At 54.6% G+C, this 25,604-nt stretch carries 25 protein-coding genes and 2 pseudogenes; 11 read left to right on the top strand and 16 right to left on the bottom strand.

Translation table 11 applies throughout. The features are described from left to right. Positions 1–4: 4 nt before the first annotated feature. Complete coding sequence (locus HMPREF9720_RS10315; protein ID WP_009598226.1) at positions 5–637, bottom strand: hypothetical protein; 633 nt, start codon at positions 635–637, stop codon at positions 5–7. 54 nt (positions 638–691) lie between these two features. Here HMPREF9720_RS10315 and HMPREF9720_RS10310 point away from each other — a divergent pair, with 54 nt between their 5' ends. The 9 genes and pseudogenes from HMPREF9720_RS10310 (at position 692) to HMPREF9720_RS10270 (ending at position 9,439) form a co-directional block, all read left to right on the top strand. Next, positions 692–2,107, top strand: a complete 1,416-nt coding sequence (locus HMPREF9720_RS10310) for an ATP-dependent DNA helicase (RefSeq protein ID WP_009598173.1) — start codon at positions 692–694, stop codon at positions 2,105–2,107. Next, positions 2,100–2,675 (top strand): uracil-DNA glycosylase family protein, encoded by a 576-nt coding sequence (locus HMPREF9720_RS10305; RefSeq protein WP_009598292.1) that lies wholly within the window; start codon positions 2,100–2,102, stop codon positions 2,673–2,675. The genes HMPREF9720_RS10310 and HMPREF9720_RS10305 overlap by 8 nt, the downstream gene beginning before the upstream one ends. Before the next feature lie 158 nt (positions 2,676–2,833). After that, positions 2,834–5,464 carry a DNA mismatch repair protein MutS gene (mutS, locus tag HMPREF9720_RS10300; RefSeq protein WP_217491228.1) on the top strand — a complete coding sequence of 877 codons (2,631 nt, stop codon included), beginning with the start codon at positions 2,834–2,836 and terminating at the stop codon, positions 5,462–5,464. Between the two features lie 500 nt (positions 5,465–5,964). Further along, on the top strand, positions 5,965–6,249 hold the full coding sequence (locus HMPREF9720_RS10295; RefSeq protein WP_026076620.1) for a helix-turn-helix domain-containing protein: 285 nt from the start codon (positions 5,965–5,967) through the stop codon (positions 6,247–6,249). A 1-nt stretch (position 6,250) separates the two neighbouring features. Further along, complete coding sequence (locus tag HMPREF9720_RS10290) at positions 6,251–6,547, top strand: helix-turn-helix domain-containing protein (RefSeq protein ID WP_009598243.1); 297 nt, start codon at positions 6,251–6,253, stop codon at positions 6,545–6,547. 72 nt (positions 6,548–6,619) lie between these two features. Further along, a pseudogene (locus HMPREF9720_RS16105) lies at positions 6,620–6,901 on the top strand (helix-turn-helix domain-containing protein); the annotation flags it as partial. Between the two features lie 102 nt (positions 6,902–7,003). Further along, positions 7,004–7,918 (top strand): annotated as a pseudogene (locus HMPREF9720_RS10280) (IS3 family transposase); the annotation flags it as partial. 156 nt (positions 7,919–8,074) lie between these two features. Next, the gene (locus tag HMPREF9720_RS10275; protein ID WP_237959019.1) at positions 8,075–8,992 is read left to right on the top strand and encodes a hypothetical protein; all 918 of its coding nucleotides are present in this window, start codon (positions 8,075–8,077) and stop codon (positions 8,990–8,992) included. A gap of 156 nt (positions 8,993–9,148) precedes the next feature. After that, entirely contained in the window at positions 9,149–9,439 is a 291-nt protein-coding gene (locus HMPREF9720_RS10270) for a hypothetical protein (RefSeq protein ID WP_009598294.1), read from the top strand. A 101-nt stretch (positions 9,440–9,540) separates the two neighbouring features. Here HMPREF9720_RS10270 and HMPREF9720_RS10265 read toward each other — a convergent pair whose 3' ends face one another. From HMPREF9720_RS10265 to HMPREF9720_RS10255, 3 genes are read right to left on the bottom strand one after another with little or no spacing between them, the layout of a single operon-like run. Further along, complete coding sequence (locus HMPREF9720_RS10265) at positions 9,541–10,311, bottom strand: metal ABC transporter ATP-binding protein (protein ID WP_009598188.1); 771 nt, start codon at positions 10,309–10,311, stop codon at positions 9,541–9,543. Next, positions 10,308–11,213: a metal ABC transporter solute-binding protein, Zn/Mn family gene (locus HMPREF9720_RS10260; protein WP_009598305.1), complete on the bottom strand. Its 906-nt coding sequence runs from the start codon at positions 11,211–11,213 to the stop codon at positions 10,308–10,310. Before HMPREF9720_RS10260 ends, HMPREF9720_RS10265 begins: the two co-directional genes overlap by 4 nt. After that, the gene (locus HMPREF9720_RS10255; protein ID WP_009598295.1) at positions 11,206–12,000 is read right to left on the bottom strand and encodes a CPBP family intramembrane glutamic endopeptidase; all 795 of its coding nucleotides are present in this window, start codon (positions 11,998–12,000) and stop codon (positions 11,206–11,208) included. Before HMPREF9720_RS10255 ends, HMPREF9720_RS10260 begins: the two co-directional genes overlap by 8 nt. A gap of 389 nt (positions 12,001–12,389) precedes the next feature. Here HMPREF9720_RS10255 and HMPREF9720_RS10250 point away from each other — a divergent pair, with 389 nt between their 5' ends. After that, a complete protein-coding gene (locus HMPREF9720_RS10250; RefSeq protein ID WP_009598303.1) occupies positions 12,390–12,884 on the top strand; it encodes a PaaI family thioesterase in 495 nt (164 codons plus the stop codon). Between the two features lie 240 nt (positions 12,885–13,124). On the opposite strand, the gene HMPREF9720_RS10245 is transcribed toward HMPREF9720_RS10250, so the two are convergent. The 12 genes from HMPREF9720_RS10245 to dnaA all read right to left on the bottom strand — a co-directional run bounded on the left by HMPREF9720_RS10245 (position 13,125) and on the right by dnaA (position 23,575). Further along, entirely contained in the window at positions 13,125–13,589 is a 465-nt protein-coding gene (locus HMPREF9720_RS10245; protein WP_009598249.1) for a helix-turn-helix domain-containing protein, read from the bottom strand. A gap of 659 nt (positions 13,590–14,248) precedes the next feature. After that, positions 14,249–14,635, bottom strand: a complete 387-nt coding sequence (locus tag HMPREF9720_RS10240; protein WP_009598313.1) for an HIT family protein — start codon at positions 14,633–14,635, stop codon at positions 14,249–14,251. 304 nt (positions 14,636–14,939) lie between these two features. Then, entirely contained in the window at positions 14,940–15,425 is a 486-nt protein-coding gene (locus HMPREF9720_RS10235) for a hypothetical protein (RefSeq protein WP_009598175.1), read from the bottom strand. A 1-nt stretch (position 15,426) separates the two neighbouring features. After that, positions 15,427–17,667: a RelA/SpoT family protein gene (locus HMPREF9720_RS10230; protein ID WP_009598201.1), complete on the bottom strand. Its 2,241-nt coding sequence runs from the start codon at positions 17,665–17,667 to the stop codon at positions 15,427–15,429. 6 nt (positions 17,668–17,673) lie between these two features. Then, a complete protein-coding gene (gene recA, locus HMPREF9720_RS10225; RefSeq protein ID WP_009598282.1) occupies positions 17,674–18,690 on the bottom strand; it encodes a recombinase RecA in 1,017 nt (338 codons plus the stop codon). A gap of 28 nt (positions 18,691–18,718) precedes the next feature. Further along, a complete protein-coding gene (locus HMPREF9720_RS10220) occupies positions 18,719–19,198 on the bottom strand; it encodes a hypothetical protein (protein ID WP_009598210.1) in 480 nt (159 codons plus the stop codon). Positions 19,199–19,202: 4 nt separating this feature from the next. Next, complete coding sequence (gene bcp, locus HMPREF9720_RS10215; protein WP_009598309.1) at positions 19,203–19,664, bottom strand: thioredoxin-dependent thiol peroxidase; 462 nt, start codon at positions 19,662–19,664, stop codon at positions 19,203–19,205. Positions 19,665–19,747: 83 nt separating this feature from the next. Further along, entirely contained in the window at positions 19,748–19,960 is a 213-nt protein-coding gene (locus HMPREF9720_RS10210; protein WP_039940424.1) for a hypothetical protein, read from the bottom strand. A 122-nt stretch (positions 19,961–20,082) separates the two neighbouring features. Then, positions 20,083–20,616, bottom strand: coding sequence for a cupin domain-containing protein (locus tag HMPREF9720_RS10205; protein ID WP_009598149.1), 534 nt, complete (start codon positions 20,614–20,616; stop codon positions 20,083–20,085). Positions 20,617–20,670: 54 nt separating this feature from the next. Beyond that, on the bottom strand, positions 20,671–21,567 hold the full coding sequence (locus HMPREF9720_RS10200; RefSeq protein WP_009598218.1) for a helix-turn-helix transcriptional regulator: 897 nt from the start codon (positions 21,565–21,567) through the stop codon (positions 20,671–20,673). A gap of 6 nt (positions 21,568–21,573) precedes the next feature. Continuing rightward, entirely contained in the window at positions 21,574–22,089 is a 516-nt protein-coding gene (locus HMPREF9720_RS10195; RefSeq protein WP_130062616.1) for an STM3941 family protein, read from the bottom strand. 73 nt (positions 22,090–22,162) lie between these two features. Continuing rightward, on the bottom strand, positions 22,163–23,575 hold the full coding sequence (dnaA, locus tag HMPREF9720_RS10190) for a chromosomal replication initiator protein DnaA (RefSeq protein WP_014774285.1): 1,413 nt from the start codon (positions 23,573–23,575) through the stop codon (positions 22,163–22,165). Between the two features lie 226 nt (positions 23,576–23,801). On the opposite strand from dnaA, the gene HMPREF9720_RS10185 reads away from it, so the two are divergent. Continuing rightward, the gene (locus HMPREF9720_RS10185; RefSeq protein ID WP_009598259.1) at positions 23,802–25,544 is read left to right on the top strand and encodes a phospho-sugar mutase; all 1,743 of its coding nucleotides are present in this window, start codon (positions 23,802–23,804) and stop codon (positions 25,542–25,544) included. Positions 25,545–25,604: the final 60 nt, after the last annotated feature.

The raw sequence follows: 25,604 nt of genomic DNA, 5'->3' as shown, positions 1-25,604 counted from the left end.
AGTGTTACTCCCAGTTGCCTGCTTCATTGTTGGCTGCCTCCATTGAACCGAACTTGACACCGGCATAGCGGTTGAAGTTGTTCTCCTCGTCGTCGATCAGGTTGATGATCTCCTGACGGTAAGCCACCGTGTCGAGGAAGAGTTTGTACGGCGCGCGGCACTCCACGATAGGCACCGTTACGTTCGATGCGACGGCAGAGCCGGCCTCCATGATGAACTGAGCCTGCTTGTCGGTGGTGGGGATATACCGCAGGTCCTCTACATCCTGACGCGAAAGGCGTTTGGGCGAGAAGATGGTGTCGATAACGGCGACCGTGAATTTCTCGACGTTCTTTTTGTTCATCTTCTTCAGCATGGCCATGGCCACCGAGTCGTCCTCGTCGACAATCTTACGCTCAAGCTCCAGAGAGTCGTTCAGGATAAACGATGCGAGTGTATCGAAGCTGCCCGTAAAGCGCTGGTACTTCGACTTGAACGCGCGCTGTGCAGTACGGATGTCCTTGATGCGGTCGATGACTTGGGCTTTCTTGGCCTTCATCTCCTGCTCGAAACGGATCGGGGTAGAAATCTGGTCGTAGATAACGTAGACCAGCGCCACGATAACTACAGCAAGAATGATTTGAGCGATTTTTTTCATTTTTTAAGCTAATCTAATATTTGTTTGTAATTTTGCACAAAATAAAACCGACGCATGTTTAGCACACGTATTGCGACCCAAATTTACGCTAAAATTTGTTTTGAAACAACTTCTGGGCAAAAAAAAATTATAGAAAAGTTGTCCGAATATCTCGCAGACGACGATTTTTCCCGGATTTTTGTGCTGAACGGGTATGCGGGTACGGGCAAAACGACTCTGATCGCGGCGCTGGTCGGTGCGCTTAAGGATTTGAATATCAAACCCGTTCTGCTGGCTCCGACGGGCCGGGCCGCCAAGGTGCTGGCCCAATACGCTCAGGAAAAGGCACTTACCATCCACAAGCGGATTTACCGTCAGCGGACCAACGCCGATTATGAATCGAAATATTCGCTCAACATCAACACCGAAAAGGGGGCCGTTTTCATCGTGGACGAGGCTTCGATGCTGTCGGACGGTTCGGGCGACGGGGCGCTGTTCGGTTCCGGATCACTGCTGGAGGACCTCGTGCAGTATGTCCGCAGCGGCCGCGCGTGCCGTCTGATTCTGGTCGGCGACAGCGCCCAGCTGCCGCCCGTGGGGGCCGATTGCAGCCCGGCGCTCGACCCGTCGGCGCTGGCCCGCTTCGGCGACGTGGAGTACGGTACGATGGACGAAGTCGTGCGTCAGGAGGCCGAGTCGGGCATTCTGTTCAACGCCACGCTGGTGCGCTGCATGCTCGAAAACGGCATCTACGAGATTCCGCACTTCGAAACGGACTATCCCGACATCGAGGCGGTCGAAGGCGGGGAGTTTCTCGACAAGCTGCAGGATTGCTACGCCAAGTACGGCCGCGACGAAACCATCGTCATCACCCGCTCGAACAAGCGCGCCAACCGTTATAACGAAGGTATCCGCCGCAACGTGACGTTCGCCGAGGAGGAGATCGAAAGCAACGACATGCTGATGGTGGTGAAGAACAACTACTATTTTACGGAGCGGAACAAGGATTGCCCCATGCACTTCATCGCCAACGGCGACATCGCGCGGCTCAAGCGGCTGCGGCGCTACGAGGATTTCTACGGCTTCCGCTTTGCGGACGTCGTGCTCGAATTCCCCGATTACGAGGATGCCGAGCTGGAGTGCAAGATCCTGCTCGACACCATCGCTTCGGAATCCCCGTCGCTCACGCGCGAGGAATCGACACGCCTTTTCTACGAGGTCGAGAAGGATTACCTCGACGTCAAAAGCAAGCTCAAACGCTTCAAGGAGATACGTGAGAATCCGCACTTCAACGCCCTTCAGGTGAAGTTTTCCTACGCCGTGACCTGCCACAAGGCGCAGGGCGGACAGTGGCGGGCGGTCTTCGTCGACCGCTGCCTGTTCGGCGACGAGCCGATGACGCGCGACATGCTGCGCTGGCTCTATACGGCCCTGACGCGCGCCACGGATAAATTATATCTTGTAAATTTCGATGAAAAATTCTATGAATAGCGAACTCCATCCGCTCGAACCGTTTCTTCCCGCCAACGCCCGCATTCTGATGCTGGGCAGTTTCCCGCCCAAGCGCATCCGCTGGTCGATGGACTTCTTCTATCCCAACCTGCAGAACGACATGTGGCGCATCGTGGGCTACCTCGCCGCGGGGGACAAGTCGCACTTCCTGATGCCCGGCGGGCGGAAGTTCGACAAGGAGCGCATCGAGGCGTTCTGCCGCGAGCGGGGGATTGCGCTGTACGATACGGCGGTCGAAGTCATCCGACTGAAAGACAATGCGTCGGACAATTTTCTTCAAGTGGTGCGCGAGGTCGATCTGGCGGCTTTGCTGGCGCGCATTCCCCACTGCCGCACCCTCGTTACGACGGGGCAGAAGGCGACCGATACGCTGCGCGCCATTACGGGCTGCGGCGAACCTGCGGTGGGCGAAAGCGTAGCCTTCGAATATGCCGGGCGCAGCATGCGGCTCTGGCGCATGCCGTCGTCGTCGAGGGCCTATCCGCGCCCAGTCGAGTGGAAGGCAGGATTTTACCGCAAAGTATTCGAAGATAATGAAATTCTGTAATATACGGTGCGCCTTCGTAGCAGATAAACCGAAAATAATTTCCCGTTTAGGCTTGGTAGGACCGCTAAATTCCGTTATCTTTGTGTGAAAATAACATACAATTTTTTATTGTGAACGCAGAGAAGAAAATAGAAAAAAAATATGTCGAGACCCCCCTGATGAAGCAATATTACTCCATCAAGGCGGTGCATCCCGACGCTATCCTGCTTTTCCGGGTCGGCGACTTTTACGAGACGTTCGGCGAGGACGCGATCAAGGCCAGCGGCATTCTGGGCATCACGCTCACACGGCGCGCCAACGGCTCGGCCACCTATGTCGAGCTGGCCGGATTTCCCTACCACGCCATCGACACCTACCTGCCCAAACTGGTGCGGGCGGGCGAACGTGTCGCCATCTGCGAACAGCTGGAGGATCCCAAGCAGGTCAGAGGACTGGTCAAGCGCGGCGTTATTGAGCTGGTGACGCCGGGCGTGGTGCTGGGCGACAATATTCTGGCCAACAAGGAGAACGCCTTTCTGGCGTCGGTCTATTTCGGCCGTCAGACCACGGGCGTGGCGTTCCTCGACATCTCGACGGGCGAGTTCTACGTGGCCGAAGGTTCGGAGAGTTACATCGACAAACTCATCTCCAACCTCGCGCCCAAGGAGGTCATCTACCAGCGCGGCTACGAAGACCGTTTTTCCGACGCTTTCGGGTCAAAACTCTATACTTACCGCCTCGACGAATGGGTTTTCTCCGAGGAGGTGAACCGCGAAAAGCTCTGCAAGCAGTTCGGCACCCGCTCGCTCAAGGGATTCGGCGTCGATCACTTCACCAGCGGTCTCTCGGCCGCCGGGGCGATTCTCTACTACCTCGAATTCACCGAGCACCGTGACATCGCGCACATCACCTCCATATCGCGTATCGATCAGGAGGATTACGTCTGGGTCGATAAGTTCACGATCCGCAACCTCGAACTCTTCTCGTCGAACGGCGCCCGCGAGAAGTGCAGTTTCGCCGACGTCATCGACCGTACGCTGACGCCGATGGGCGGCCGTCTGCTGAAACGGTGGATCGCCATGCCGATCAAGGACCCCGTGAAGATCGGGGAGCGGCTGGACGTGGTCGAGAAATTCGTCCGGGACGCCGATCTGGCCGACGTCGTGCGCGAACAGGTGGCGCTGGTGGGGGATATGGAGCGTATCGCTTCGCGCATCGCCGCGGCGCGCGTCACGCCCCGCGAGCTGGTGCAGCTGAAAAACTCGCTTTTCGCCGTCGAGCTGCTCAAGGCCGCGCTCGAATCGACCGACGACGCGCAGCTGCACGCACTGGCCGGACAGATCGACCTGCTGGAAGGGGTGCGCGACCGCATCGCCCGCGAGATCTATCCCGATCCGCTCAACAACCAGATTCAGAAGGGCGGCGTGATCGCCGACGGCGTGGACCCCGAACTGGACGATCTGCGCCGCATCGCCCTCCACGGCAAGGACTATCTGGCCCGCATCCAGCAGCGCGAGAGCGAGGCGACGGGCATTCCTTCGCTGAAAATCAGCTACAACAACGTCTTCGGCTACTATATCGAGGTGCGCAACGCCCATAAGGAGAAGGTGCCGGAGACGTGGATCCGCAAGCAGACGCTGGCCAACGCCGAACGCTATATCACCGAGGAGCTGAAGGAGTACGAAGAGAAGATCCTCGGCGCCGAGGAGAAGATGCTCGTCATCGAACAGCGCATCTATGCCGACATCATCGCCCACATAAGCCGCTCGCTGTCCTCCCTGCTGCGCGATGCGGCCGTCGTGGCCCGCATCGACTGCCTGCAGTCGTTCGCGCGTCTGGCCTGCGAACGCCGCTACGTGCGTCCGGTGCTGGACGACGGCAAGCTCATCGACATCCGTCAGGGACGCCATCCGGTGATCGAGACCCTGCTGCCCGTGGGCGAGGAGTATGTTCCCAATGACGTGATGCTCGACGACAAGGAGCAGCAGATCATGATGATCACGGGTCCCAACATGTCGGGTAAGTCGGCCCTGCTGCGGCAGACGGCGCTGATTATCCTCATGGCGCAGATGGGGTCGTTCGTACCCGCCAAGTCGGCCCATATCGGCGTCGTGGACAAGATCTTCACCCGCGTCGGAGCCTCGGACAACATTTCGCAGGGCGAATCGACCTTCATGGTCGAGATGCTCGAATCGGCCAGCATCCTCAATAACATATCGGACCGCAGCATCGTCCTGCTGGACGAGATCGGCCGCGGCACGAGCACCTACGACGGCATTTCGATCGCATGGGCCATGGTCGAGTACCTGCACAACCATCCGTCGGCGCATGCCAAGACGCTTTTCGCCACGCACTACCACGAATTGAACGAGATGGAGCAGATGTGTCCGCGCGTAAAGAACTACCATGTGAGCGTCAAGGAGATGGGCAACCAGATCGTCTTTCTGCGCAAGCTCGAAAGGGGCGGCACGGAACATTCGTTCGGTATCCACGTCGCCCGCATGGCCGGCATGCCGGTGTCGGTGGTGTCGCGCGCCGACGAAATCCTGCGCAACCTCGAACTGGTCTACGGCAACAACGAAATCGTGCCCAGCCGGAGCATCAAGAACCGCGGGAAGAAACCTTCGCCTTCGGTCAAGGAAGCCGCCGAAAACGGAGCGCCGCAGAACATGCAGCTGTCGATGTTCCAGCTCGACGACCCTGTGCTGGTGCAGATCCGCGACCAGATCAAGGGACTCGACATCAACTCCCTGACCCCGATCGAAGCGCTCAACAAGCTTAACGAAATCAAGAAGATAACCGGGATATAGGCTGGCGTCGTTTATTCCGGTTCGACCGGTTTCGCGACCAGCCTGCCGCATGGCTCCTGAAATCGTGCTGCGCCGCTCCGTGTGAGATTTTCCCTTCCGTGCGAAATGTCTCTTTTTGCGGCCGCGCCGGCGCAGCGTCAAAATATAAATCCCGAATCTCGCCGGGTTTCCGAGGATTTACAAAACAATGCTGTAACCTAATAAGTTACGGCGTTGTTTTTTTATGAGGTAATGATTTAGAAACGCAAGTCTTGAATAAACTTACATCGAGGTTCATCCTGTCAAACAACTCTATACAAATATAGTGAATATCTGATAAAAAAGCAAATAGAATTTTTATCTCTCTATTTTCCGATTTATGGCGTACATCAGCGTCACCGCCGATCATTTTTTCCTTTGAGCGGACTGGATCGGTCTGGAGCGGACATGGGGATCGTTTTCTGAAGGCTTGGATTATCTTGCACATCCTTAACGCAGAAATCACCTAAACCCTCAGCATTATGGATTGCGTCCTTATGGAAACGAGCGCCTATAAAGAGATGCAGGCGCACCTTCAACGTCTTCTGGAGCGAGTGTCTGCGCTCCATTCCCTCTCCGCCCAACCGACAACTGTCCGGTGGCTTACGGCCGAGGAGGTCTGCAAGGCCTTGAGCATCACCAAGCGAGCCTTGCAATACTATCGCTCCGCCGGCATCATCCCCTATACGGCCTTGGGGAATAAAGTATTGTTCCGGGACGACGACATCCGGCAACTTCTGGAAAAGAACCTGATAAAAAGCCTGTAGCATGACCGAAGAGATCATTACCCGCGACAGCGCCGCGTTCAAGGAACTGCGCCGCGACATCGTCAAAGCCATCCGTGCCGTCGATATTCTGATCGACACGCACCGCCCGACCATCGGAAATGAACTGTACCTGACCAGTGAGGAGATTTGCAGCATCTTCAGCATCTCGAAACGCTCCTTGCAGAATTACCGGGACAACCGCCAAATCCCTTATACTACTCTTGGTGGAAAGATTCTTTATCCGCAGTCATCGCTTTATAAACTGCTGGAACAGCATTATATGAAAGCGCAGCGCTGATGCGGTCTGTGAAAAGGGGAAGATCATCATGAACTGCACCCCAAAAGTTGGACATAACTTTTGGGGTGTTTTATGAAGTACAGTTATGAGGAGAAATTAGCGGCAGTTTTGTCTGTTGTCAATGGCCAACATTCCGTATCGTCCGCCTCCAAGCATTTTGGAATAAGCTATACGCCTTTGTCGCGTTGGATTGCGCGTTATAAAGAGTTCGGCGAAGCAGGTCTTCGTATACGGCAATATACTTACAGCGGCGATTTTAAGTTGTCAGCTATCAGGCACATGCACGAGAATCACTTATCTTTAACGGAAACAACGGCAAAGTTCGGTATTTACAATGAGAGTACGCTGAGCAAATGGGAGCGTATCTATTATGAAGAAGGTGAATCCGGTCTTTACCGTGATAATCGGGGTAAGATGAGAACCAAGCCTAATAAACAGGAACTACAACCACAGGAAGAAAATGACTTGCGAGTCGAAAACCAACGTCTTCGCGCCGAGGTTGCTTACTTAAAAAAATTGAGGGTCTTAGTCGAGGAACGCATCGTCCGCGAGAACGGGAGCGGGCAAAAGCCATCGAAGAACTAAGACCGGAACATACCCTTCCCACGCTATTGTTATCATCTGAAGCAGTTAAAGTTCCCCGATAAATACAAACAAGAGAAAAACGAGATTGTAAGTATATACCACGATCATAAGGGACGTTATGGTTACCGCCGTATCACAGTAGAGATGCACAATCGCGGATATTCTATAAACCATAAAACGGTACTTAGGTTAATGAACGAATGTGGAGTTAAATGCCAGGTGCGCCTAAAAAAATATCGTTCATACAAAGGAGAGGTTGGTGCCGTGGTGCCCGACTTGCTGAAACGTAATTTTATGGCGGAACGTCCTAATCAAAAGTGGGTTACAGACCTTACTGAATTTTCTCTGTTCGGCAAGAAGCTTTATCTGTCGCCTATTATGGACTTATATAACAGGGAAATAATAAGTTATAATATAGCTGAACATCCGACCTTTTACCAAACAATGAAAATGCTTGAAGATGCCATAAAGGATCTGCCCGATACTCCGGAACTTATACTTCACTCGGATCAGGGTTGGCAGTACCAGATGAAACGCTATCAATATCGGCTGCGTGAAAAAGGTATTAGTCAGAGCATGTCTCGTAAGGGAAACTGTTTGGATAATGCGGTCATGGAAAACTTTTTCGGACTGTTAAAATCAGAATTATTATATTTGCAGAAGTTCGAGTCTGTCGATCACTTCCGCAAGGAACTGGAGGAATACATAAATTACTACAATAACAAGCGAATAAAGACCGCATTAAACAACATGAGCCCGGTACAATACCGAACTCATGCTATCTGAATTATTAATCAGTCCAAACTTTGGGGTGCACATCATCGTTCTTCCTCTTTTTTATTATCCCTTCCGCTTGCCGCTGCGGCCATAAATATTTAGTGCTCAACCGTGGTATGAATCTTGCGAGTTGTGCGGCAGGAATTAACCAACACTATTATTTGCGTGAAAACAATCTTTACAACATTCGCTCTATCTCTTGCGTTGTGTGCCGCTGCCGGAGCGACGGCCCAAGTCAGGAGCGCGGCGCCGGTGCCTGCGGCCGATACCGTGATGCTGTCGGAGACCACCGACGGCGATTATCTCGTCCGCAGGTTCATCATCAAACGTCCCGGCGACACCGACTACTCGGTCCGTTATCAGATCAATCTGGCGAAACTCTCCTCGACGCTCGACGGCAATTCGCGGGAGCTCGGCGATCTGGACGACTTCGTCGGCAACCTGATGAAAGACACGCTGATGAGGGTCAAATCGGTCGAGATCACGGGATATTCGTCGCCCGACGGTCCGCTGAAATTCAACGAGACGCTGGCCCGGAACCGAGCGCAGGATTTCAAGAATTACGTCGATCGAAAGTATGGTTTTTCAAATAAGTACGACGTGACGGTCAATGCCGTCGCCGAAGATTGGGAGATGTGCCGCTCATTGGTCGCCAAGTCGGAGGTGCCCGACAAACAGTCCGTGCTGGATATCCTCGACGGCAGCCGGTCGCCTGACGCCAAGGAGCTGGCGCTCAAAAAGATGCCTTCGGCTTGGAACTATATGAAAAAGAATATCCTTCCGCCGCTCCGCCGGGTCGAACTGACGATCAATTACGGCGAAGGCAGCGTCGTCGAGCAGCGCACGATGATTCCCCGGCCCAAACCTGCGCCGCAGCCCGTCTGTGAACCCTGCGGATGCGAGGTGATCGACGAGTCGATAACGGGCATCATCGTCGAAATGCCCGGATCGGATGTCGATTATAAAAAGGAGCTTCGCGAAGCGAGGAAAATCGTCCGGGAGCAGGAGCGAGCAGCCCGCAAGGCGGCCCGGCAGGAGGCTAAAGCCGCCAAAAAGAGTTACAGGGAGTTGGAAAAGATGTAAGGCCGAATAATACGGTAAAAAGGATTCCGCATGCGGAATCCTTTTTTTTTGCATGGGCCGGCGGGGATTATTTCAGCGGCGTAGGGCATAAAACGTTTGATAATCCGAAAGCTTTTCGTACCTTTGTCGGAGCAAATTTTTAAAACGCACAATGATATGGCAAATTTAAGGAACCTGAAAAAGGAGATCGACTACCGTCTGGAAGAGGTGGTTTTCGACTGCGATATGGCGATCTGCTTCCAGCCTTCGAAGGAAAAGGAGGTTTTCGAAGTGATGCAGGAGGCCGTTGCCGTCCGCAACGATCTCTTCACGAAGGCCAACAATCCCGCCGAGCCGCACAACCGTTCGCTCGTCCGCAAGCATTTCGCCGCTCTGCGCGTCGAGATGGTGGAGGCTTATGACAAGCTTTTCGAGAAGCTGAGCAAGATCAACGAGGCGAAGAAATAAGCCGTTGTCCGATTTCCGGTATCGGGCCGAGAGCGCATAAACGCTCGCGGATGGAGGCCGGTCTATAAATTAAGCGCGTTCCCCGCCGGGGAACGCGCTTTTTATTCGTGGTCGCAACAGCAGTCGCCCGGATGATGCTCCAGCACCGTGTGGGGAATGTGCCCGTGCGACACGAGCTGGATGGGGCAGTCGTAGTTGCGCAGCTGCTCTTCGGTGATGATGTTCGAGCGGTGGCGGTGTACGCGGCGGTTCACGCAGACGATCTCCTTCACGACGCTTGAGATGGTGCCGATGTCGTGCGACACCATGACGATCGCCATGCGGCGGTTCAGTTCGTGCAGCGTGCGGTAGAGTTCGTTTTCGAATTTGTTGTCCACGAAGTTGGCCGGCTCGTCCAGAATCAGCAGCTTGGGATCGGAAATGACGGCTCTGCACAGCAGCGCCCGCTGCATCTGGCCGCCCGAAACTTCGCCGATAGGGTTGCGGGCCGTATCGGCCACGCCCGCCGTTTCCAACAGGCCGAGTGCTTTTGCGCGGTCGGCTTTCGTATAGCGGCTGAAAATTCCCTTGTGCCCCTGCAAACCCGACAATACCACTTCGAGCACCGAGATAGGGAACGTGCGGTCGAAATCCGATAGCTGGGGCATGTAGCCGATCAGCCGCTCCTTGTCCCGGAACAGTTCGGGTGCGAGCCGCACCTCTCCGGTATGGGGCACCGTGCCCAGAATCGCCTTCACAAGGGTCGTCTTGCCGCCGCCGTTCGGGCCGATGACACCCAGAAAGTCGTTTTTCGCAATCTCCAGATCGACGTGCTGCAGGGCTTCGTAGCCGTCGTATGCGACGCCGACGTCGCGTAGCGTTACCAGATTCATCGCCGCGTGATTATGTCGGTTATCGCGTCGATATTGGCGATCGCATCTTCGCGCAGCGGGTCCACTTCGACATATTCAGCGTCGATGTCGCGTGCGATGATCTCCACGGCGGATGCCGGAAACTGACTTTGATAGAGGATGCGCCGTACGCCGTCCTCACGGGCCTGACGGATGACCTGCGTCAGCTGCTTGGCCGAAGGTTCCTTGCCGTCTGCTTCGATCGCCACCTGCCGGATGCCGTAATCCCTTGCGTAATAGGTGAGGGCGGGGTGGTAGATGATGAAGTATTCGATGCCGCTCTGCGCGATCTTCTCGCCGGTGCGGGCGTCCAGCGCCCGTAAATCGGCCTGCAGTCGTTTGTAATTCGTTTCGTACTTCACCGAGTCGGGATATGCCCGGCGAATGGCCGCATAAGCGTTCTGCGCCATTTTCTGCAATGCGCGGGGCGATGTCCATACGTGGGGATCGACGCCGTGAGCGTGGCTATGGTTGTGGGTTTCGGCGTGGGAGGTGCCGTGTCCGCCGGATGTCTCCTGCTCCGCATGCGTGCAAGCGTGCGAACAACTGCCGGCGATCAGTTCTATGCCCTGACTGAGATTCACGACCTTGCCGCGCTCCTCGATCTTGGATAACAGCGTGGTTTCGAAGTCGATGAGTCCGACGTTGAAGATCATCTCCGCCCGGTTCAGCCCGATGAACTGCCGGGGCGTCGGTTCGAACGTTTCGGGACTTGCGCCGAGAGGTACCAGCACTTCGATCTTGAAGTCGTCGCCCACGATTTCCTCCACGAGACTGCGGAGCGGGAGGATCGAGACATACAATGTCTTTTCGTCCGCCTGCTGGCGGGGCGTGCAAGCGCCCATCAGCGCTGCAATAAATATGAAAACGAGTTTTTTATACATATTGTCTGTTGATTATCAGTGTTTTTCCTGAAATATGGTAGGGTAGTCCCTTCCGTTTCTTGTATATGACGACTAATGCGATTGCGATCAGCAGCGTGCACAGGCGGAGGCTGTTCGCCCACAATCCGCCGACTGCGCCGCTCCCGCTCCCGCTGAACAGCATCCACGGCGCGTTCATCAGCGTATGCGGCCAGATTACGCTCCACAGATTGTTCTCCGATTCCACATAGATCCAACTGAAAAAGATGCTTCCGGCAGTCGTGACGCCGAAAGCTGCCGATGCGGAAATCAGGTCGTCACCCTGATACAGATGCAGCGATCCGAATGCCAAAGCCGTCAGCGTCGCTGCCGGCAGAAATCCCCAACGGGCTGTCCGGAACAGCTCTCCGAATACGAAACCTCTGAAAATCAGCTCCTCGAAGAATCCCGCGACGACTATGAACGTAAACATGTGATCCGGCGGCGTTTCCCGGTTGAAACTGCCGATGACCGCATAGCCGGCAAACATGGGGACCGTACTCAGCACTCCGAAGAGCAATCCCCGGCCGAATCCGTGCGTCAGTCCGAGCCTATATAATATGGTATCGGGTCGGTGCAGCAACAGAAGCGCCGCTGCCGGAATTATACCCGCAATCAGGTAATGCAATATGTAGTGAATTGATTTGCAAGTAGATATGAAATTTGCAAATGGCCGAACGCCGAGGTTGAAATACCACGTCACGAAGAACAGCCCGAAAGCCGTCAGGATAATTGCCGAGCGTTTTATACAGCTGTCATTTTCAGCCATTTGTTCCGGATTTATGTTACAAAAATAGCAAAAATTCGGTGAAGTTATATGTCGCCGGATTGCGGGATATTGCTTATTTGCTCAATTTGCCGAATAATCAGGATGTTATAGTGTATATGGATTCGATTATGAACAAAATGGACTTCCAATTTGCGATAATTTAACATAATGGTAATATTACACCAAACATTGCGCCATGGTGTCGATTTGTCCGTGTGACTTTGTTGTCGGGATTGAATAATATTCCGGATGAAATGAACCGGATTTGCATTGCCGAAGACGGTGAGATTCGCGGGGAAATGGCTATCTTTGTTATACCGGGCCGATTCCGGAACCGTTCTCAGATCACGGAACAGATCCGGCCCTCACCGCAAGATCGAATAGCAATTATGAAGAAGATAACGAATCCTTGGCGCGGCATGGACGGTTACCATTGTTACGGCTGCGATCCGAACAGTCCGCAGGGACTGCGGATGGAATTTTACGAAAACGGCGATGAAATCGTGAGCGTCTGGCATCCTCGTCCCGAATACCAAGGCTGGGTGGATACGCTGCACGGAGGCATTCAGGCAACGCTGGCCGACGAGATCAGCAGCTGGGTCGTATTCCGGAAGTTTCAGACGAGCGGCGTTACTTCGAAGATGGAGGTCCGCTATCACAAGCCGATTCACACGACTGACGACCATATCGTTTTGCGGGCATCCGTGTGTCGGCAGCGTCGCAACATCGTTGAGATCGAAGTCCGCATCTATGACCGGCACGAAGTGTTATGCACGGAGGCCGTATGCGTTTATTTCCTGTTTCCCCCGGACAAGGCGCGTTCGGAATTCCATTTTTGCGATTGCGGCGTCGAAGCGGCCGAAGAAAATCCGTTGGATAAATAAGGCGGCAAAATTGGTGTTTGCGCCGGTTGCAAGTTAAGGCGGCCAAATTTGCGCCATGTGCAAGTAAGGCAGGTTTTTAAACCTGCCTTGTTAATTTGTTGTCGGTGGGTGGTCGGGATTGGATTGTCTGCGATTTCGCCGCAATTTCTTGTCCGGTTCCGTTACCTTGGAATATACCGGAAGCCGGTTTTTTACGCTCTGAGAATCGAGTATTCCGTCCCGCAGCCCGTATGAATTTTTTTAACGCTTTGTCGTCGGCGTAAAACTTTCGAAGGTCTGATCGTCATACAGCACGACGATCCGTTTGACGTTGGCGGTAAACAATGCTGTCGGGAGCTGTCGTTGCGGTGCCGGATCGTCGGTTGCTTTTTCCGTCGTTTCCGGCTGCCGTTTTTCTTCAAGCGGATGCCGACCGGAGGCAAGGCCGAAAAGGTCGCCGCCGGGCGACGCGGGCTGGCTCATCGGCTGCGGAGCTGACGATTGGGCCGGCGGCTCGTCGCGGTACATCTTATCCGAGTCGAGCAGCAGCCAATCCGGGTTGATCCGGGGAAACCTCCGGAGAATCTTTTGCAGCAGATCGAAGCCCGGTTTGTTGCGTCCGGCGAGAATATGGGAGATTCCGGCGGGATTGATTCCCAGCAGCTCGGCGAGCTGGCTTGGCTTCAATCCTTCATTTTTCATCAAATCGAGCAATTTTTCCCTCATCAGCAGAATTTTTTACAAATATAAATATTTGTTTTTTGTAAAACAAGCAATTTTTGCATTTGTAAAATGTTAATAAGTGTTGAAAAAGTTTACAAGTGTAACGAAGGGAATATTGTTAAATCTACCTCCGGTGGTTGATATCATGTATTAGTTGATATATTTTACTTTAAATAGCTGGATATTAGTAAATATATGCTATATGATATCCATGTGTATGCAATACTCCCCTATTCCCGACAAGCCATATTTGCATATATCAATTAGAGTTGTATATAATTCTTGTAATTCATTGGTTATAATTGAATTAATCTCCGATGTTTAACCATTTGACACCTCCTCGATTATGCGTGGAACGCTATTTAGAGCCGGTTTGCCTATTATTTACAAATGGATATATTAACACATGTACCGACGCTTGTGTATTTACAAGTGTAATTACAAATGGAAATACTTCCTCCATTGTGTGTTTACAAGTGTAAATTCGCTACCCTATTTTAGGAAAATTTTGATTTTTTTAACGGATTTCCGACGGATAATCGCCTGAATTATTAGCTTTCGTTGATTGGCGATATATTATGTTAAATAAACAATAGGCGGATAGTGTTAATAACCCACTACCCGCCTATTTTTCAGTTGTTTATATAATTGTAAACAGCTGCCTATTTCGAAAGTTTTGTTGCGATTTCTTCGAACTCTTCCGGAGTCAATTTGAGCTTTTCCCGGTGAAAATCCACGTCGTTTTCGCTCTTAATGGGGATCAGATGGATGTGCGCATGCGGCACTTCAAGCCCTAAAACCACCACTGCGACTCTGGAACACGCTATTTCCTGCTTGATTTTACCTGCGACTTTTTTGGCGAACAGCATCATGCCTGCCAGTGTCTGATCGTCGAGGTCGAAAATGTAGTCTATTTCCTTTTTCGGTACGACCAGTGTGTGCCCTTTCGTCAGCGGATTGATATCTAGAAAGGCGTAATAGTTTTCGTCTTCGGCGACCTTATAGGAAGGTATTTCGCCTGCGATAATGCGTGAAAAAATGGATGCCATATATTTATCTTTTAAAGTTTCTTAGTTTAGTCCCGTGAGGATCTTTCACGAGGATGCGCCGTAAGCCGTGACGCTTGGGATCGACAAGATCACCGTGGTCCAACCCGATCGGCAGGAGGTTTACATGGCCCTGCGTTCATATATGCCCCGAAAAAGCATTGGCGCTATGCCCTCCTGCTTAATTCGCCGTGTTTGTCGCTCCTCGTTGTTGCCGGAACTTCCCGTTGTTTTTCGGGGTCTCCTACGCCCGCCTGCTGTCACTGTGCGGAAATCGCCGTCTTTCGGCAGGCTGCTCTTCAAAGCCTTATTCTTCGTTGAATTTGGGCTTGAGTATCTCCGAGTAGATAACTGCCTTGCGCAGGTCGAAATCCTCCGTAATTTCCGCTACAGCCTCCGCTGTCGTATGCTTGTCCCCTGCTGCGTGTTCTTCGTGCAGGATTTCTTCGTGGAGATGCCGTCCGTCCGGAGCGTTTTTGCGTCCGGCGTGCCGCCCGGAGCTTTTGAAATCGGCCGTTTTGCGGGCGACTTCACCGAATCCGGGCGTCGGTGCGGGCTGCTGCATTGCGGGGCGCAGTCGGTCGGTTTCCGCTCCGGATACGGTCTCCTGACTGTCCGGGTGCCGCATTTCATCCGCAGATTGCGTGTCCCACGAGGGCCAAGCTTCGTGCTGAGTGTGCTTTTGGGTCTCGTGAGCCTGTTTTTTCGCCTTTTTGCGAGCCTGCGAGGTCGCGTTGAACAACATGGCTGCAAAAATCGCCACGACCCATATTACGGTTGAATAGTCTTCCATATCAGCTTAAAGTTCGTTTGACACTCTCGATCCCTTTTATCTTACGCAGTTTCGTCATCACGTCCTGCAGGCCCTCGGCGTCCTTGACATAGAGACTGATGCTGCCTTCGAAGATGCCGTCGTGGCTGTGGATGCCGACTTCGCGGATGTTGATGCTGAAATCGGCGCTCACGACTTTCGCCAGATCCAGCAGAATTCCCATACGGTCGATGCCGCGCAGTTCGATGGTGACCAAATACGACATCGCCTTGTGTTGCGACCATTTGATCTCCTCCTTGACGATATTCCGGCCGAACTGGGTCGCAAGACGGTTCAATTCGTCGCACGTGGCTTTGTGGACGATGATGTTGCCGGTTTTCGGATCGCGGTAACCCACGACCTTGTCTCCCGGAATCGGTTTGCAGCATTCCGCTATCTCGAACTGGGGCGTTTCCGGCTGTTCTTTGGCCGGGTGCGCTGCATTCGGCGCCGTTTCGCCCGCGTCGTTGATAGCCGCCGGGTCGTCGCCCTCCTCGTCCTCCTTTTTGTTGATGAAAAGGGTCCAGAACTTGAGTATCTTGCTTTTGGAGTTTACTTTCAGGACTTTGTCGAGGTCCTTCAGGTCGATGATGCCGGCTCCGATCTTGCTGTACAGCTCCTCCTTGTTGTTGCTTTCGTATATCGGGACGATCTTGCGCAGGACACGGCCGCTGAGCTTGATATTCAGCGATTTCATCTTCTCGTCGAGCATTTGCATACCCCGCTCGATGTTGTTCTGGCGTTCGCGCTTCAGGAAGCTTTTGATCGACTGCTTGGCCTTGGCCGTGGTCGCTATTTCGAGCCATTCGGGCTTGGGGCGGGCATTGTCGGCCGTGATGATCTCGATCTGGTCGCCGCTGTTGATCTGCGTGGTGATCGGTTCGAGTTTGTGGTTGATCTTGGCGCTGATGGCGCTGTTGCCGATCTTCGAGTGGATGTCGTATGCGAAGTCGAGCGCCGTAGCGCCGAACGGCATTTTTCGGGCCTCGCCTTTTGGTGTAAACACCACTATTTCCGAGGTATACAGCGATAACTTGAAGTTATCCAAGAAGTCAACTGCGTTTTCCGTCGGGCTGTTCAGCGCCGCGCGGATCTGCTTCAGCCATTTGTCGAACTCGTCTTCGTCCTGCGAAATCGTGGCGTGTTTGTATTTCCAGTGGGCGGCGAATCCCCTTTCGGCGATATCCTCCATCCGCTGGGTGCGTATCTGCACTTCGACCCATACCCCGTCGGGACCCATCACGGTCGAATGCAACGCCTCGTAACCGTTGGCCTTGGGCATCGAAATCCAGTCCCGCAGGCGGTCCGGTTTGGGGGTGTAAATGTCGGTGATCGTCGAGTAAACCTGCCAGCACTGCGTTTTCTCCGAAGGGAACGGCAGCGGTTTGAAGACGATGCGGATGGCGAACAGGTCGTAAATCTCCTCGAACGGAATCTGCTTACGCTGCATTTTGCTCCAGATCGAGTAGATGCTCTTCACGCGGCCCGAAATCTCGTAATTGATGTTGTCGCGGTTGAGCGCGGCGATGATCGGGGCGTTGAATTTGTCGATGAACTCCCGGCGCGACGCCTCCGTTTCGTTGAGTTTCTGCGTGATCTCGGCGTATTGCTGCGGGAAGCGGTACTTCATGCAGAGGTCCTCCAGCTCGCTTTTGATCGAGTAGAGTCCCAGCCGGTAGGCCAGCGGAGCGAAGAGGTAGATGGTTTCGCCCGTGATCTTAATCTGCTTGTTCATCGGCATCGACCCCAGCGTGCGCATGTTGTGCAGGCGGTCGGCGATCTTGATGAGGATGACCCGCACGTCGTCCGAGAGGGTCAGCAGCACCTTGCGGAAATATTCGGCCTGCTCCGAGGTGTCGGCGTTGAAGACTCCCGACATTTTGGTCAGCCCGTCCACCATCGAGGCTATCTTGGGACCGAAGATGCGTTCCATGTCCTCCACGGAGTACTCCGTATCCTCCACCACGTCGTGCAGCAGAGCCGCAACGACCGATTTCACGCCCAGCCCGATCTCCTCGATGACGATCTTGGCTACTGCAATAGGATGCAGGAGGTATGGCTCGCCGGAGCGGCGCCTTACCCCCTGATGTGCCTCCTTGGCAAGGAAAAATGCTCTTTTGATGAAGTTCCAGTCCTCGTCGTTCTTGCAGATCTTCGTACACGAGAGGAGCAGGTCGTCCCACTTTTCCTTGATTATTACTTCATCCTCGGCAGTATAATCCATAAATACCTATTTTTCTTTGGGCGCCTTCATGGCTTCGCGCACCTTGCCTTCGATCTCGTTGCGGAGCTCCTCGTCGTTTTTGAGCAGTTCCTTGACGGCGTCGCGGCCCTGACCGATCTTGCGGTCGCCGTACGAGAACCACGATCCGGCCTTCTTGACCACGCCGTAATCGACGCCCAGATCGACGATCTCGCCGATTTTCGAAATGCCCTCGCCGAACATGATGTCGAATTCCGCGCGTTTGAACGGAGGCGCCACCTTGTTTTTCACGACTTTGACCTTCGTGCGGGTTCCGAGCTGCTCCTCGCCGTCCTTGATGACCGACATGCGGCGGATGTCAATGCGCACGCTGGCGTAGAACTTCAGGGCGTTGCCGCCCGTGGTGGTTTCGGGGTTGCCGTAGACCACGCCGATCTTGTCGCGCAGCTGGTTGATGAAGATGCAGACCGTCTTGGTCTTGGAGATGCTCGACGTCAGCTTGCGCAGCGCCTGCGACATCAGGCGGGCCTGCAGGCCCATCTTCGAGTCGCCCATCTCGCCTTCGATCTCGGCCTTGGGAGTCAGCGCCGCCACCGAGTCGATGACGATGATGTCGATGGCGCTCGAACGGATCAGCGAGTCTGCGATCTCCAATGCCTGCTCGCCGTTGTCGGGCTGCGAGATCAGCAGGTTGTCCACGTCCACGCCCAATTTCTGGGCGTAGAAACTGTCGAAAGCATGCTCCGCGTCGATGAACGCCGCGATGCCGCCCGCCTTCTGCGCTTCGGCGATGGCGTGGATGGCCAGCGTCGTCTTGCCCGACGATTCGGGACCGTAGATCTCCACGACGCGGCCTTTGGGGTATCCGCCTACTCCGAGGGCTATGTCGAGCGTGATCGAACCCGTCGGAATTACCGGTACGTCGCTGACTTCCTGCGAGTTCATACGCATGATCGACCCTTTGCCGAAGTCTTTTTCTATTTTTTCCATCACTGCGTTGAGCACTTTGAGCTTATCCGCATTTACCTGTACTTTTTCTGCCATTGTCTTTGTCTGTTATTTTTTCTTTTTTTTATCTTTTCTGCTGCCTCATTCTGTCGAGGGCTTTTAGGTTGTCGGGCCGCTTGTCGGCTCGTGAGTCGCGCGGCAGCGGGAACCGCAGGGTCCGGGCGTCCAGCGCACGGTCGGGATACGGACTCCAGTTGTCGGCCGAGGTGTTGCCGACGCTCATCCGCCACAGGCCGACCTCCTTGCTCAGGTCGCGTTTGGGAACCATCGGCACGGCGGTGGCCGCGGCTTTCTCCGCGCGGGTCTGCATTGCCTGCCGCAGCTTCCGCCGGGCGCGCAGGAGCGGGTTTACCTCTTCGCGCAGCCATTGGAGGCTGAGCGGTTCCAATTCTTTGAACAACAGTGTCTGAGCGGCGGCGCGGGCCTTGAACGACAACTCGTCCGGAGTGTCGTACAGGGGGCCGGCCGGATATTCCTGAGCATACGGCTGCAAGGTGCCGGAAAGACAGCCTGCGACGAGTAATATGCTCCCCAACCGCTTCATCGCCCTATTTGTATGCGTCCAGAATCTGCTGATAGTGGTTCTTGGTGTCTACCTTCGTGAAAACCTGTTCGATGCGTCCTTCGGCGTCGATGACGAACGTCGTGCGCAGTACGCCCATGTACTTGCGGCCGTACATCGATTTTTCGGCCCACACGCCGTACGCTTCGCATACGCTGTGGTCGGTGTCGGCCAGCAGCGTGAAATTCAGGTCGTGCTTCGCGCAGAAATTCCGGTGCGACTTCTCGCTGTCGGGGCTTACGCCGACGATCCGGAATCCCCTCCTCGTCAGTTCCGCCTTGCCGTCGCGCAGGCTCTGCGCTTCGAGCGTGCAGCCCGACGTATTGTCCTTGGGGTAGAAATAAAGTATCGTGCGCTGTCCTTTCAGGTCGGCAAGCGTCAGTGTCTCACCGTCTTGGGTCGTGGACTTGAAATCGGGGGCCATATCCCCCGCCTGAAGCTGTGTCATGTGTTTTCGAAAAAAGGGTTTATTTTTTCAAAGATAGAAATTTTTCACGGATTTTCCATATTTCCGCGCCGACTTTTTGCGCGCTAATCCCACATGTAAGTCACCTCTATCTGCTCGTTGAACTCCTCCTGCGTGGTGTTGAGTTTCTTGAGGCAGGCGGGGCACCGGATGGCCGTTTCGGTCTCGACGTATTCGCCGCAACCCACGCACATCGGCAGAACGCCGTAACCCGGCTGCATGTAGTGCTCGAACTGCGCTCCGCAGTGGCGGCACCTGATTTTGTAAGCTGTTCCCATAATCGTTTTTCTTTTAGGTTCACGTTGCAAAGGAACGGCCTTTGTGTGACAGGTTGTGACACGAAATAAAAAACGTGCGTTTTTTATTCAAAACACACGTTTTTCACTGTTTTTTTCTGCTGTCAATGGTCGTGTTCGGCTTCCATGGACTCCTGCTGGGTTTTGTGTATCGTGCCGTGGGGATGCTCCGCGGGAGCGTAGATCGAATAGATCTTCAGCGGTTTGTCGCCCTTGTTGACGATGTTGTGCCATTTGCCGGCCGGGACGAAGATTGCATAGTCGTCCTTGACCTCTTTCACGAAGTCGAGTTTGTCCGCGCTGTCGCCCATCATCACCTGCGCCGTACCCTCCTCCACGCGCAGGAATTGGTCGATGCCGTTGTGCAGCTCCAGCCCGACGTCGCCGCCGACGGGAATCGCCATGACGGTGACCTGCAGGTTGCCGCCCGTCCAGAGTACGGTGCGGAAATTCTCGTTGGCAAGCGTGTAGCTTTCGATGTCGAGCACGGTCGGCTCGGCTCCGTAGTCCTTGAATACGATCGTTTCCGCGGTTGTCAGCTGCTTCCCCGCCGTTTCCGCCGCCGGCGTCTGCCGGCAGCAGGAGCCTGCGGCAAGTGCCATGCACAATGCTCCCGTCAATATACTGCCTGTTTTCATAGGTGTTGGTATTTTAGTATTCGTGCAAGAGCAAATGTAGCGAAAAAACGCGGCTCAGGAAATATTCGCTCTGATATAATTGTGTATATATGTGGTAAGTTCGGGCGAATCGACGATGCGGATGTCGTCCAGCAGCCCTACCACGAAGCGGCCTACCCCGGCGAATCCCGCCACTTCGGTGTCCAGCAGCCAGCGTCCCCTGCCCAGCGGCCGGACGTCGCGTTCGGCCAGCGGGTACTCCTCGCAGAGCAGGTTGTAGGCCAGCAGTCCCAGCTCCAACCGTACGCGGCGGCGTGCGCCGCCGTGCATGCGGAAGGCGTCGATGAAACCTTCGCAGTGCTCCGGTTCGTGTTCCCACGGGGCTGCGGTCAGCTCGGCGGAGCCGATGCGCGAGGTTTTGAAGAGCTTGCAGGCATGCGCTTCGGGATCGTAGCACCACACCTGCACGTAATTGGTCGTAAAGGCGAACGGCTCTACCCTGCGGTCGCGGACTTCGCCGCCGTGCGCCGACTGGTAGCCGTGCAGGATCACCTGCCGATGCTCGTCGATCGCCTCGATGAGCGTGCGGATATTCGGAGAGTTCTTGCCCCGTACGACCGTGTCCGCCAGCGTTTTATTGTCGTATACCGAGTAGAGTTTGCGCTTGAGGTTCTGTTTGAGCATGTTCGTGTCGTCGATGTTCTCGATGGCGCTTTTGAGTATCACCGCCTCCTCCTCGGTGAAGTGGACTAGCTGCGAGATGTCGCGGAAATGGGGCGACTCCTTGTCGAGACGGATGCAGTTGCCGCTCTTCTTGATGACGAATCCCGCTTCGCGGAAGGTGTCGATGTAGCGGTAAACCGTCCGGCGCGACATCTGCAGCCGCTCGGCCAGTTGGTCGATGTCGTATGTGGTGTTTGCCGTCAGCAGTTTCATCAGCCGCAGCAGGCGTTCGAGTTTGGATTGGTCCATGATGAGTTATCGTCCGTATTTTTCGAGGTATTCGCAAAGCGTTGCGTATAATTCGTCCCGCCTGCAATGGATGGAGGAGGGTGAAATGTTGATCGCCGAACCCGTGAGCCGTTCGTCGAGCCTTCTCAGCCATAGGCGAAGCCTGTTGTGGCTCTGCACGGCCGGCTTTTGCGGTTCGGAGGTGATGACTGCGATAAAGGGTTGTCCGTTGATGTCTGCTTCACGGAAGGATCGGATTTCGTTCCATTTCAGCGCGTACTCTCTGCCGTTCGGTTGGCGGACCGTGAGTTTTTCGGGTGTGAGTGTCAGCGCTTCGCTGTTGCGTGCCAACCGTCGGAGGACGAGCAGTCCGGCAGCGAAACAGCCTCCGAAAAAGAGTATGCCGGCATAGCCAACGATCCTTACGGGCAGGTTGCCGGGATGCAGGCGGATGAGCAGCAAGCCGGCCGCTCCGAATGCAGGGGCGCCTATAAGTATCAGGGCCGCCGTCCGGAGCATTTTGAAGTGATAGACTTTTCTCATGCCGCAAAGATATAAAAAAGCCGTGACATATCCTGTCACGGCCCTCTGTTTGGGTGTTACGGTATGTGCTGCACTATTGTGCGAGTACTTTCTTTTCGATCTCTTCGACTTGGCGGCGGAATGCCTTGTCGGTTTCGATGAGGTTCGACACGGCTTTGCACGAGTGGAGCACCGTAGCGTGGTTGCGCCCTCCGATGGCCGAACCGATGGTCGTGAGCGGTGCTTTGGTGTGCTGCTTGGAGAGGTACATGGCGATCTGCCGCGCCTGCGCGATCTCACGCGTGCGCTCCGTCGAGTTGAAGCGTTCGAAATCGAGGTTCAGGTACTCGCATACGACCTTGATGATGTGGTCGATGGTGATCTCCTTCTGGTAGAGCTGCACGTATACCTTCAGTATCTCCTTTGCCAGCGACGTGGTGATCTTGCGGCCGAGGAACGAGGCGTTGGCGACCAGCGACGAGAGCGCGCCTTCGATTTCGCGCACGTTGGCCGAGATGTTGTCGGCCAGATAGGCCACCACGTCGTCCGAAATCTGGGCGCCGAGTTTCTGGGCCTTTACGCGGATGATTTTGAGCTTCGTTTCGTGGTCCGGCGTATTGAGCTGGGCCGAGAGTCCCCATTTGAAACGCGTCAGCAGCCGCTGTTCGATGTCCTTCAGCTCCACGGGCGGCTTGTCCGAAGTGAGGATCAGCTGCTTGCCCGCCAGCTGGAGATGGTTGAAGATGTTGAAGAACGCGTTCTGCGTACCCGTCTTGCCCGTCAGCTCCTGAATGTCGTCGATGATCAGCACGTCGATCATCTGGTAGAAGTGGATGAAATCGGGGATTTCGCCGTTCTTGTAGGCCGTCTGGAACTGCGCCTGAAACTTGTTCATCGAGACGTACAGCACCTGCAGTTCGGGATGGCGCTGCCGCACCTCGTGGCCGATGGCCTGCACGATGTGGGTTTTGCCCAATCCTGAGTTCCCGTATATATATAAGGGGTTGAAGGGGTTGTTGCCCGGATTCACGGCCACGGACATGCCCGCCGAGCGCGCCAGCCGGTTGCATTCGCCTTCGATAAAGGTCGCGAACGTCAGGCCCGGATTGAGCTGCGGGTCGATAATTATCTTCTTGAGTCCCGGAATTACGAAGGGATTCTTTATATTTGCGGTATTGGTCTGCGTGTTGAAACGCGAGATGGCCGTGGTGTCGGCGTCGGCGGTGACGGGTACGGCCTGAGCGGCCGAACGGGGCACGGCGTAGTGCAACCGGGTCTGCTGGCCGTAGAGCTGCGAGATGATCGGGCGCAGGAACGGAATGTAGTTCTTCTCGATCTGGTGGACGTAGCTCTCGTTGGGAACGCGCAGGCGAAGGTTCGTGCCGTCGAATTCGAGCGGTACGATCGGCTGGAACCATTTCACGAACTCCTCTTCGGAGGTCTGGGCCTTGATTCGGTCAAGGCAGTTCTGCCACATATCGCTATATGTTTGCGCGTTGTTTAACATGATAAGGGTTGCACTGTTTTTGATGTGACAAAGTTGTGAATAATTTTGCAAAAAGATTTCCGAATTTATGTTGCAATTTCACTTTTTTTATATATAGAAAAACAACGGTTTCCGGACACTCAATTTTAACTCCCTGATATTGAATAATAGAAATATAATTTGTATATTTGCATATAAATTTTTTAAATTAATATACATTTAAATTATAAGTAAAACTAATAATCTTATGGCTAACGAATTAGAACAATCGGTGCTGAAAAAGGCGCAGGCATGGCTTGACGGCCACTATGACGAAGCTACCAAGAAGCAGGTTAAATACCTGATGGACAACGATATGAAAGAACTTGTCGAGAGCTTTTACAAAGACCTCGAATTCGGTACAGGCGGCCTGCGCGGCATCATGGGCGTGGGTTCCAACCGCATGAACGTCTACACGGTAGGCGCTGCCACACAAGGGCTTGCCAACTACCTGCGCAAGAACTTCGCGGGCGAGCAGATCCGGGTCGCCGTGGGCCATGACAGCCGCAATAATTCGCGTATGTTCGCCGAGCGCGTCGCCGACATTTTCGCCTCGAACGGATTCACCGTTTTTCTGTTCGACGCACTGCGTCCGACGCCCGAACTGAGCTTCGCCATCCGCGAGCTGAAATGCCATTCGGGCGTGGTCGTTACCGCTTCGCACAACCCCAAGGAGTACAACGGCTACAAGGCTTATTGGACCGACGGCGCGCAGGTGACCGAGCCGCACGACAAGAACATCATCGCCGAGGTCGCCAAGATTACCGACGTGAACATGATCCAGCTGGGCAAGAACCCGCAGAACATCACGATCCTCGACGAGAAGTTCGACGAAATCTATTTAAATAAGGTGCATGAGCTGTCGCTGTCGCCCGAAAGCGTCAAAAAGCACCACGATATGAAGATCATCTACACCCCGCTGCACGGTTCGGGCGTGCGTCTGGTGCCGGAGTCGCTCAAGAAGTTCGGCTTCACGAACGTGAAGCTCGTGCCGGAGCAGGCCGTTATCGACGGCAACTTCCCCACCGTCGAGTCGCCGAATCCCGAAGAGCGCAAGACCATGTCGATGGCCATCGACCTTGCGGCCAAGGAGGGCGCCGATCTGGTGCTGGCCACGGACCCCGATTCGGACCGCATCGGCGTTGCGCTGCGCAACAAGAAGGGCGAATACGTGCTGCTGAACGGTAATCAGACCCTCGTGCTGCTGCTGAGCTACCAGCTGACTCGCTGGGCCGAGCGCGGCAAGCTGGACGGCAACCAGTATGTCGTGAAGACCATCGTGACCTCGCAGATGGCGAACGCCGTGGCCGACTACTTCAAAGTGAAGTGCTACGACTGCCTGACGGGCTTCAAGTATATCGCCAAGATTATCCGCGAGAACGAGGGCAAGGCCAAATACATCGGCGGCGGCGAGGAGAGCTTCGGCTATCTGGCCGGCGATTACGTACGCGACAAGGACGCCGTGTCGGCCTGCTCGCTGGCGGCCGAGGCGGCGGCTTGGGCCATGGATACGATGGGCCTGACGCTCTACGAGTGGCTGCAGGAGCTTTATGTGAAGTACGGCTTCTTCCGCGAGGGCCTCGTGTCGGTCGTACGCAAGGGCAAGGAGGGCGCCGAGCTGATTCAGAAGATGATGGTCGAATTCCGGGAAAACCCGCCCAAGACCATCGTGGGATCGCCCGTGGTGAAGATCAACGACTTCCTGTCGCTCGAAACGACCGACGTGAAGAGCGGTTCGAAGACCCCTATCGAACAGGATAAGAGCAATGTGCTTCAGTGGTTCACCGAGGACGGTTCGATCGTCTCGGTGCGTCCTTCGGGAACGGAGCCTAAGATCAAGTTCTACTTCGGAGTAAAGGCTCCGCTCGAATCGGTCGCCGATTTCGAGCGGGTGCAGGCCGAACTCGACGCCAAGATCGAAGCCATTAAGAAAGACCTCAAACTGGAGTAGCCGCAGCTGCCCAGTCCGACAAAAGCGCCCCGGTCCTCAGGCCGGGGCGCTTTTTGTCAT

This window comes from Alistipes sp. HGB5 (assembly GCF_000183485.2).
GTDB lineage: Bacteria > Bacteroidota > Bacteroidia > Bacteroidales > Rikenellaceae > Alistipes > Alistipes finegoldii.
Note: the sequence above shows the minus strand (reverse complement) of the source record. Positions and strands in the feature narration are given on the sequence as shown.

What these genes read in the sequence shown, in the direction of transcription:
- HMPREF9720_RS10315 (WP_009598226.1), bottom strand. Translation starts at nt 637, where the DNA reads ATGAAAAAAATCGCTCAAATCATTCTTGCTGTAGTTATCGTGGCGCTG.
- HMPREF9720_RS10310 (WP_009598173.1), top strand. Translation starts at nt 692, where the DNA reads ATGTTTAGCACACGTATTGCGACCCAAATTTACGCTAAAATTTGTTTT.
- HMPREF9720_RS10305 (WP_009598292.1), top strand. Translation starts at nt 2,100, where the DNA reads ATGAATAGCGAACTCCATCCGCTCGAACCGTTTCTTCCCGCCAACGCC.
- mutS (WP_217491228.1), top strand. Translation starts at nt 2,834, where the DNA reads ATGAAGCAATATTACTCCATCAAGGCGGTGCATCCCGACGCTATCCTG.
- HMPREF9720_RS10295 (WP_026076620.1), top strand. Translation starts at nt 5,965, where the DNA reads ATGGATTGCGTCCTTATGGAAACGAGCGCCTATAAAGAGATGCAGGCG.
- HMPREF9720_RS10290 (WP_009598243.1), top strand. Translation starts at nt 6,251, where the DNA reads ATGACCGAAGAGATCATTACCCGCGACAGCGCCGCGTTCAAGGAACTG.
- HMPREF9720_RS10270 (WP_009598294.1), top strand. Translation starts at nt 9,149, where the DNA reads ATGGCAAATTTAAGGAACCTGAAAAAGGAGATCGACTACCGTCTGGAA.
- HMPREF9720_RS10265 (WP_009598188.1), bottom strand. Translation starts at nt 10,311, where the DNA reads ATGAATCTGGTAACGCTACGCGACGTCGGCGTCGCATACGACGGCTAC.
- HMPREF9720_RS10260 (WP_009598305.1), bottom strand. Translation starts at nt 11,213, where the DNA reads ATGTATAAAAAACTCGTTTTCATATTTATTGCAGCGCTGATGGGCGCT.
- HMPREF9720_RS10255 (WP_009598295.1), bottom strand. Translation starts at nt 12,000, where the DNA reads ATGGCTGAAAATGACAGCTGTATAAAACGCTCGGCAATTATCCTGACG.
- HMPREF9720_RS10250 (WP_009598303.1), top strand. Translation starts at nt 12,390, where the DNA reads ATGAAGAAGATAACGAATCCTTGGCGCGGCATGGACGGTTACCATTGT.
- HMPREF9720_RS10245 (WP_009598249.1), bottom strand. Translation starts at nt 13,589, where the DNA reads ATGAGGGAAAAATTGCTCGATTTGATGAAAAATGAAGGATTGAAGCCA.
- HMPREF9720_RS10240 (WP_009598313.1), bottom strand. Translation starts at nt 14,635, where the DNA reads ATGGCATCCATTTTTTCACGCATTATCGCAGGCGAAATACCTTCCTAT.
- HMPREF9720_RS10235 (WP_009598175.1), bottom strand. Translation starts at nt 15,425, where the DNA reads ATGGAAGACTATTCAACCGTAATATGGGTCGTGGCGATTTTTGCAGCC.
- HMPREF9720_RS10230 (WP_009598201.1), bottom strand. Translation starts at nt 17,667, where the DNA reads ATGGATTATACTGCCGAGGATGAAGTAATAATCAAGGAAAAGTGGGAC.
- recA (WP_009598282.1), bottom strand. Translation starts at nt 18,690, where the DNA reads ATGGCAGAAAAAGTACAGGTAAATGCGGATAAGCTCAAAGTGCTCAAC.
- HMPREF9720_RS10220 (WP_009598210.1), bottom strand. Translation starts at nt 19,198, where the DNA reads ATGAAGCGGTTGGGGAGCATATTACTCGTCGCAGGCTGTCTTTCCGGC.
- bcp (WP_009598309.1), bottom strand. Translation starts at nt 19,664, where the DNA reads ATGACACAGCTTCAGGCGGGGGATATGGCCCCCGATTTCAAGTCCACG.
- HMPREF9720_RS10210 (WP_039940424.1), bottom strand. Translation starts at nt 19,960, where the DNA reads ATGGGAACAGCTTACAAAATCAGGTGCCGCCACTGCGGAGCGCAGTTC.
- HMPREF9720_RS10205 (WP_009598149.1), bottom strand. Translation starts at nt 20,616, where the DNA reads ATGAAAACAGGCAGTATATTGACGGGAGCATTGTGCATGGCACTTGCC.
- HMPREF9720_RS10200 (WP_009598218.1), bottom strand. Translation starts at nt 21,567, where the DNA reads ATGGACCAATCCAAACTCGAACGCCTGCTGCGGCTGATGAAACTGCTG.
- HMPREF9720_RS10195 (WP_130062616.1), bottom strand. Translation starts at nt 22,089, where the DNA reads ATGAGAAAAGTCTATCACTTCAAAATGCTCCGGACGGCGGCCCTGATA.
- dnaA (WP_014774285.1), bottom strand. Translation starts at nt 23,575, where the DNA reads ATGTTAAACAACGCGCAAACATATAGCGATATGTGGCAGAACTGCCTT.
- HMPREF9720_RS10185 (WP_009598259.1), top strand. Translation starts at nt 23,802, where the DNA reads ATGGCTAACGAATTAGAACAATCGGTGCTGAAAAAGGCGCAGGCATGG.